This is a genomic window from Streptomyces spongiae (assembly GCF_009377185.1).
Lineage (GTDB): Bacteria > Actinomycetota > Actinomycetes > Streptomycetales > Streptomycetaceae > Streptomyces > Streptomyces spongiae.
On sequence record NZ_VJZC01000533.1, the window covers coordinates 1 to 6,922 of the forward strand.

General features: G+C 72.3%; 4 protein-coding genes. All 4 read right to left on the reverse strand.

Annotated elements, in window-relative coordinates:
- Positions 1-114 precede the first annotated feature (114 nt).
- The 4 genes from atzF to FNH08_RS40585 all read right to left on the reverse strand — a co-directional run bounded on the left by atzF (position 115) and on the right by FNH08_RS40585 (position 6,860).
- Positions 115-1,776 (reverse strand): allophanate hydrolase, encoded by a 1,662-nt coding sequence (gene atzF / locus FNH08_RS40570; RefSeq protein ID WP_152776530.1) that lies wholly within the window; start codon positions 1,774-1,776, stop codon positions 115-117.
- Between the two features lie 106 nt (positions 1,777-1,882).
- Entirely contained in the window at positions 1,883-5,440 is a 3,558-nt protein-coding gene (locus tag FNH08_RS40575; protein WP_152776531.1) for a 5-oxoprolinase/urea amidolyase family protein, read from the reverse strand.
- Positions 5,437-6,039, reverse strand: coding sequence for an urea amidolyase associated protein UAAP2 (locus FNH08_RS40580; RefSeq protein WP_152776532.1), 603 nt, complete (start codon positions 6,037-6,039; stop codon positions 5,437-5,439). Before FNH08_RS40580 ends, FNH08_RS40575 begins: the two co-directional genes overlap by 4 nt.
- Positions 6,036-6,860, reverse strand: a complete 825-nt coding sequence (locus FNH08_RS40585) for an urea amidolyase associated protein UAAP1 (protein ID WP_152776533.1) — start codon at positions 6,858-6,860, stop codon at positions 6,036-6,038. Before FNH08_RS40585 ends, FNH08_RS40580 begins: the two co-directional genes overlap by 4 nt.
- Between the last annotated feature and the right edge of the window lie 62 nt (positions 6,861-6,922).

Sequence of the window (6,922 nt, forward strand, 5' to 3'; positions counted from 1 at the left end):
TGGTTGGGGTTGTCCGGCCGGGTGCGGGTCGGAGGTGGTTGCTCGCGCAGTTCCCCGCGCCCTAAAAGATGCGCAGTTCCCCGCGCCCCTAAAGATGCGCAGTTCCCCGCGCCCCTAATGGGGCGCGGTCACGTACGCTCGCCAGCCGCCGTACTTCGTGATGTCGGTTGCCCCTTTTAGCGCAGTGGGCTCGCACAGGAAGCCCGGTACGTGGGTGCCGTCGGCCAGTTCGACGCTGCCCAGGGCCATCGGGCGTGGCAGCGCGGTGAGTAGGCGGCCGAGGCCCTCTGCCGAGAGGCGCCATACTTCGGCCTCGATCGCGGACCCGCCCGCGCCGACGTGGACGAGACCCGGCTTCGGCGGGTCGGTCGCCAGTGCGTGCAGGCGGTAGACAGGGGCCGTCGCGGTCGTACGGTCCAGGCGGGCGCCCAGGGCGAGGAGCTGGGGGTTCAGCGGCTGGCCGGACAAGTGGGCGCCGACCACCGCGACCCGTGTCTCCGGCTGGAGAAGTGCGGCGATCCGGGCCAGGCGTTCGTCCGTGAACGCGGGGCCGATCAGCATCACGCCGAAAGGAAGCCCGTTCACCTCGCCCGCCGGGACAGCGACCGCGGCCTGGTCGAAGAGGTTGGTGGAGTTGGTGAAGCGGCCCAGACGGGCGTTGGCGCCCAGAGGGTCGTCGGCGACCTCGGCGAGGGTGGGGTGGCCAGGGGCGGTGGGCAGCACCAGGGCGTCCGCGTCGGCGAGTTCGGCCAGGGCGCGGGTGCGCAGGGCGGCCAGGCGGTCCTGGTCGGCGAAGAGCTGATGGGCCGGGATGTCCCGGGCTCGGGTGATGATGCCGGCGACGGTGGGGTCGAGCCCGTCACCACCCTCGGTGATCAACTTGTCGATAAAGCTCCCCACCGCTGTGTAGCGCTCGGCCACGAACGCGCCCTGGTACAGCATCGCGGCGGCCTCGGTGAACGGCGTCAGGTCGATCGTGCGGACCTCGGCGCCGGCCGTGACGAGCTGAGCCACCGCCGCCTCGTACGCGTCGGCCCAGCCCTCGTCGAGTTCGCCGAGCTGCGACGGTGACGCGACCGCGACGCGCCACGGGCCGGGGGCGCGCTGGGGGAGCGGCGGCAGGTCGCGGGCGGGCGGGGAAGCCATGTGTGCGAGGGCTTGCTCGGCCTCCGGGAGGGTCCGGGCGAACACCGTCACGCAGTCGAGGGAGGCGCAGGCCGGGACGACGCCGGTCGCGGGAACGAGTCCGCGGGTGGGCTTCAGGCCGACGATGCCGTTGAAGGCGGCGGGGACGCGACCCGAGCCGGCGGTGTCCGTGCCGAGGGCGAGGTCGACGATGCCGAGCGCTACCGCTACGGCCGAGCCGGAGCTGGAGCCGCCGCTGACCCTTGCCGGGTCGTGGGCGTTTCGTACGGCGCCGTAGGGGGAGCGGGTGCCGACGAGGCCCGTGGCGAACTGGTCCAGGTTCGTGGTGCCGAGCACGATCGCGCCTGCCGTGCGGAGGCGGGCGATCACGGGGGCGTCGGCCTCCGGCGTGGACGCGTATGCAGGGCACCCTGCTGTTGTGGGGAGGCCTTGGACGTCGATGTTGCCCTTCGCTGCGAGGAGGCGGCCTGCCAGGGGGAGGTTCTCGCCTGCGGCCAGGCGTTCGTCGATCAGCCGGGCCTCCGCTTCGACGGCCTCTTGGGGGCGCAGGTCGATCCAGAGCTCGGGGCGGTTCACTGCCTCGATGCGGGCGTAGGCCATCTGGACTCTGGTGACGGTCGGGGTCGACATCCGTGCTCCTTGGCTGGGGTGCGTCGTCGGCTGCGGGCCGTGGGTGGTCTGTGCCCACCCGTTCCGCCCCAGCGGAACGACTGCCCACAGACCACCGGGCGGGGTGTCAGGTTGCCCTTGGCCCCGTGGGTTTCAGGACCAGCAGTGCCGTGCCCGCCTCCACCTGGGCGCCCGGGTGGGTGAGGATCTCGTGGACCACGCCGTCCATCGGTGCGTGCACCCTGGACTCCATCTTCATGGCCTCCAGGGTCAGCAGGGGCCGGCCGGTGGTCACCGTGTCGCCCTCGCGTACGTTCAGCTGCCAGACGGACGCGGCGAACTCGGCCTCCACCAGCCGGCCGCCGTCCGGGACGGTCACCGTGGCTGGGGGAGCCGGAGCGGTGTCGGTCGCCTCCGCGCGGGCGAACTCGCCCGAAGCCGCCCAGGCGTCCCGTTCCGCCGCGAACGCGGCGCCCTGCCGGGCGCGGAACTCGGCGATGGAGTCCGCGTGTTCGGCGAGGAACGCCTCGTACTCGGCCAGCGAGAACGTGCCTTCCTCGATGCGTGGCACGAAGCGGCCCGAGACGATGTCGGCGCGGAGGCCGAGGAGTTCGTCAGCGTCGACCGGGTACCACTTGACGCGGTCGAAGAAGCGCAGTAGCCACGGCGAGCCGGGCTGGAAGGCGCCGCGCTGCTGCCAGCCGGACCAGACCTGGGTCGTCCGGCCGACGAACTGGTAGCCGCCGGGCCCTTCCATGCCGTAGACGCACAGGTAGGCGCCGCCGATGCCGACCGAGTTCTCGGCGGTCCATGTCCGCGCCGGATTGTACTTGGTGGTGACGAGGCGGTGGCGCGGGTCCAGGGGGGTGGCCACCGGGGCACCGAGGTAGACGTCGCCCAGACCGAGGACGAGGTACTCGGCCTCGAAGACCGTGCGGTACACGTCCTCCACCGACTCCAGGCCGTTGACGCGGCGGATGAACTCGATGTTCCACGGGCACCAGGGCGCGTCGTCGCGTACGCCGGCCATGTAGCGGGCGATCGCCTCGCGGGTGGCCGGGTCGTCCCAGGACAGGGGGAGGTGCACCGTGCGGGACGGGACCACCAGTTCGTCGGCCGGGGGGAGGACCGCGGTCATCTCCCGCACCGTCGCGAGGAGTTCGGACAGGGGGAGGACCGAGGAGTCCGTCCGGATCTGGAGGGAGCGGATACCCGGGGTCAGGTCAGTGACGCCGTCGAGCGCGGCCTCGGCGACCGCCTCCATCAGCGCGTGGACGCGCATCCGCAGCGCCAGGTCCAGCTGCATCGGTCCGAACTCGACGAGCAGGTTGTCGTCGCCACTGCGGCGGTACGTGATGTCGCCGTCCCGCGCCAGCACGCCGCCGTCGACGATCGCGGGTCGGGCGGAGCCGTCCTCGGTGACCGGCAGGAAGCGCACGCTGTCGCCCGGGCGCAGCTGGCCCAGCTTCCAGCGTTCCGCCGTCGGCACCGTCGCCGGGCACACGAAGCCGCCGAGTGAGGGGCCGTCGGGACCCAGCAGCACCGGCATGTCGCCGGTGTAGTCGACGGCGCCCACCGAGTAGGGCGTGTCGTGGATGTTGGAGGGGTGCAGGCCCGCCTCGCCGCCGTCCGTGCGGGCCCAGCGGGGTTTGGGGCCGACCAGGCGGACTCCCGTGCGCGCCGAGTTGAAGTGCACTTTCCAGTCGGCCGCGTAGAAGTCGTGGACGTCCTCCTCGGTGAAGAACTCCGGTGCGGCATGCGGGCCTTCGAGAGCGCCCACCTGCCAGGAGGACGCGAACTCGGGGCGGTCACCCACCGGCACGGTAGCCATCAGAACCGAAGCCGCTTCAGGTACGGCACTCGCGTGCAGGACGTCCCCCGGGCGCAGCGCCCGCCCGCCGTGCCCGCCGAAACCGCCCAGCGTGAACGTGGCCGCGCTACCGAGGAACGGCGGCACGTCCAGGCCGCCGCCCGCGAACAGCACGTACGTCCGCAGACCGTGCTCGGTCGGTGCGCCCACCTCCAGTACGGCTCCGGCGGGCACGGTGACCGGCTCCCACTGGGCGATCGGCGAACCGTTCACGGTGACCTGCGCGGGTGCGCCCGTCACGCACACCGTGGTGGCGTGGGTGAACCTCAACGTCGGGCCCCGCAGCGTGCATTCGAGTCCGGGTGCTCCCTCGGGGTTGCCGAGCGCCCGGTTGCCGAGGCGGAAGGACAGGTCGTCCATCGGGCCGCACGGAGGTACGCCCACCTGCCAGTGGCCGGTGCGGCCGGGCCAGTCCTGCACGGTGGTCAGCGTGCCGCCGGAGATCACCTCGACGTGCGGGGTCGGATCGGTGATCGTGGAGAGGGTCGCCGTCGAGTGGGTGGCGGTGGCGAAGGCGGGGTCCGTGAGCGCCGCCCGCACCAGTCCCAGGTTCGTCTCTATGCCGTCGACGCGGGTCCGCGCCAGCGCCTCGTCCAGCCTGCGCAGGGCGTCGGCGCGGTCGTGTCCGTGCGCGACGACCTTCGCGAGCATCGGGTCGTACGACGTCCCCACCTCGGTGCCCGTCTCCACCCAGCTGTCCACGCGGACGCTCGGCGGGAACTCGACCCGTGTCAGCAGGCCCGCGCTCGGCCGGTGGTCGCGGGAAGGGTCCTCCGCGTACAGGCGGGCCTCGACGGCGTGGCCGCGGGGTGCGCCGGAGGCCCGTACGACGGCGAGGTCGCCCTGCGCGAGGCGCAGCATCCAGGCCACGAGGTCGACGCCGTAGATCTCCTCGGTGACCGGGTGCTCCACCTGGAGCCGGGTGTTGACCTCCAAGAAGTACGCCTCCTCCCGTGCCGCGTCGTACACGAACTCCACGGTTCCGGCGGAGCGGTAGGCGACGCTCGCGCACAGGTCGCGGGCGGAGGCGGCGAGTTGTGCGCGCACGTGGTCGGGGAGGCCGGGCGCCGGCGCCTCCTCCAGGACCTTCTGGTTGCGGCGCTGGAGGGAGCAGTCGCGGTCGCCGAAGGTGACGACCAGCCCGTCGCCGTCGCCGAAGACCTGCACCTCCACGTGGCGGGCGTTCTCGACGAGACGCTCCAAGAAGACGCCCGACGAGGACGCCGAGGACGCCGAGGAGAAGGACGCTGCGGCGACCCGCCGCACCCGCTCCCAGGCCTCGGACAGCTCCTCGGCGGATCGACATGCCGACATGCCGATACCGCCCCCGCCGCCCGTCGCCTTCAGCATCACGGGGTAGCCGATGCGGTCGGCCGCGGACAGGGCCTCGTCCAGGTCCGCCAGCAGGTCCGTGCCCGGTGCGAGCGGCACCCCGGCCGCCTCCGCCGCCGCCCTGGCCGTGTGCTTGGCGCCGAACAGCTCCAGTTGTTCGGGAGTCGGGCCCACGAACACGATGCCGGCGTCCTCGCAGCGCCGTGCGAAGGCTGCGTCCTCGGAGAGGAACCCGTACCCGGGGTGGATCGCGCCCGCGCCGGTGTCCTTGGCGGCCTTCAGGACGAGGTCGACGTCGAGGTACGACTCCTTCGCGGGCGCCGGTCCGAGGCGTACGGCGCGGTCGGCGAGCCGTACGTGGGGCGCGGAGCGGTCGGCGTCGGAGTACACGGCGACCGTGCGCAGGCCGAGTTCGCGTGCCGTGCGGATGATCCGGACCGCGATCTCGCCGCGGTTGGCCACCAGCAGCGTGTCGAAGCTCATTCGGCGGCCGTCCCACTGATGGTCATCTCGACCGCCGTCGGGTCGAAGCCGTTGCAGGGGTTGTTGATCTGGGGGCAGTTGGAGACCAGGACGAGCACGTCGCGCTCGGCGCGCAGGGTCAGGGCGAGGCCGGGGGCGGAGATGCCGTCGACGATGCCGAGGGTGCCGTCCTGCTCGACGGGCACGTTCATGTACCAGTTGACGTTGGAGACGAGGTCGCGCTTGCCGAGGCCGTACCGGGCGCCCTCCGCAAGGAAGTTGTCCACGCAGGCGTGCTGGGACCAGGTGTGGTGGCCGTACCGGAGGGTGTTCGACTCCTTGGAGCAGGCGCCGCCGACCGTGTCGTGCCGGCCGACGTCGTCGGCGACCACGGTCATCAGCGGGGTGTGCTCGTTGGACAGCAGCACGCTGCCCGTGGTCAGGAAGATGTTGCCCTGGGCATGGATCGTGTCGGGGGCGCTGTAGCGGACGGACGTGTCGTGGGCGTCGTAGACGAGGAAGTCGACGGCCTGGTTGCCGTGCAGATCGGTGATGGTGAGGGTCTCGCCGGTGCGTATCACGGACGACCAGGCCGCCCTGGCGGGAACGACGGTCTTCATGCGAGCCCCCGCGCGGCGAGGAATTCGACGGTGTTGAGGAAGGCGCGGCGGCCCTCGGGGGTGGCGTCCCACAGCGGGTCACCCGGCCGGGTGGGGGCCGAGCGCCAGGCGAGCACCTCCAGCGGGGTGCTCACGTAGTCCGCGCGCGGGTCGGCGGGGTGGGGCACGTTCGCGAGCAGGACGGTCACGTCCTGCTCGGTGCGCAGGGTCACGCTGCCGCCGAGTCCGGCGGAACCGGTGAAGTCGAGGCTGCCGTCGTCACGGACCTCCACGCCCTGGAAGAACGACAGCGAGGGCGGCAGGTCGCGGGGGGCGAGCCCGTTCTTGGCGGCGGCCAGCTTGAACAGCTCGCGACCTGCGGGGGAGGAGGACTGCGGCGTGCCATCGCCGTACCGCTCGGTGTTCCGTACGAGGGTGGAGGTGCCGCACAGCGCGTCGTGCCGCCCGGAGGTGTCGGCGATCACGGAGGCGAGGACGCGGCCCTGGTCGGACAGGAGCAGCTGCCCCTCGCCGAGGTAGGCGTTCCACTGCACCTTGACCGTGTCGGCCACGTTCAGACGTTCCCAGGGGCGGTCGGCGACGTGCAGGAGCAGGTGCGCGCAGGCGTCGCCGCGCACGTCGGTCAGGCGCAGCTCAGTGCCGCGGGCCAGCACCCTGTGCGTGTAGTTGCCACCCGCCACCGTCTCGGCCCACACGAGGTGCCCCGCCTCGCACGGCGGCTCGGGCCACTCGCTCGCCGGCACGACGGGCATCGCCTCGGCCCGTGTGCCCTCCTGTGCCCGGGCATGATCCCGTGCTCCGTACGTGGTCTCCGTCGCCATCGCGCAACCTCCGGCTGCTCCGGTGATTTCTGTCGCCCGACAGAAATTAGGGTGGGGTCGGT